Source organism: Entomohabitans teleogrylli, from assembly GCF_001484765.1.
GTDB classification, from domain to species: domain Bacteria; phylum Pseudomonadota; class Gammaproteobacteria; order Enterobacterales; family Enterobacteriaceae; genus Entomohabitans; species Entomohabitans teleogrylli.
On sequence record NZ_LLXO01000084.1, the window covers coordinates 1 to 1,105 of the forward strand.

The window sequence follows — 1,105 nt, forward strand, 5'->3', positions numbered from 1 at the left end:
ATTAGCTGAGAACTTTAGCAACAACGCCCGCGCCAACGGTACGGCCGCCTTCACGGATTGCGAAGCGCAGACCTTCGTCCATCGCGATCGGGTGGATCAGCGTCACGGTCATCTGAATGTTGTCACCCGGCATTACCATCTCAACGCCTTCCGGCAGTTCGATGGAACCTGTCACGTCAGTAGTACGGAAGTAGAACTGCGGACGGTAGCCTTTGAAGAACGGAGTATGACGGCCGCCTTCGTCTTTGGACAGAACGTAAACTTCTGACTCGAACCTGGTGTGCGGATTGATTGAACCCGGCTTGGCCAGAACCTGACCACGTTCGATTTCGTCACGCTTGGTACCACGCAGCAGAACGCCAACGTTCTCGCCCGCACGGCCTTCGTCCAGCAATTTACGGAACATTTCAACGCCGGTGCAGGTGGTTTTCGTGGTTTCTTTGATACCCACGATTTCCACTTCATCACCCACTTTGATGATGCCGCGCTCTACACGACCGGTTACTACAGTACCACGGCCAGAAATAGAGAATACGTCTTCGATCGGCAGCAGGAACGGCTTGTCAATCGCACGCTCCGGTTCCGGGATGTAGGTATCCAGGTGGCCCGCCAGCTCGATGATTTTCGCTTCCCACTCTGCGTCGCCTTCCAGCGCTTTCAGAGCAGAACCACGAACGATCGGCGTGTCGTCGCCCGGGAAATCGTACTGAGACAGCAGTTCGCGAACTTCCATCTCAACCAGTTCCAGCAGCTCTTCGTCATCAACCATGTCGCACTTGTTCAGGAACACGATGATGTACGGAACGCCTACCTGGCGACCCAGCAGGATGTGCTCACGGGTCTGCGGCATCGGGCCGTCAGTCGCAGCAACCACCAGAATCGCGCCGTCCATCTGGGCAGCACCGGTGATCATGTTTTTCACGTAGTCGGCGTGGCCCGGGCAGTCAACGTGCGCGTAGTGACGGGTCGGGGTGTCGTATTCAACGTGAGACGTGTTGATGGTGATACCACGAGCTTTTTCTTCCGGCGCGTTATCGATCTGGTCGAATGCACGGGCAGAACCACCGTAGGTTTTCGCCAGAACGGTAGTGATGGCAGCGGTCAG

The 1,105-nt window shown here is 56.5% G+C and carries 1 protein-coding gene; it reads right to left on the bottom strand.

Annotation, left to right across the window (positions count from 1 at the left end; all coding sequences use genetic code 11):
* Position 1 precedes the first annotated feature (1 nt).
* Positions 2-1,105, bottom strand: a 1,104-nt coding sequence (gene tuf / locus AQ981_RS25290; protein WP_058914518.1) for an elongation factor Tu, incomplete at its 5' end; no start/stop codon positions are given.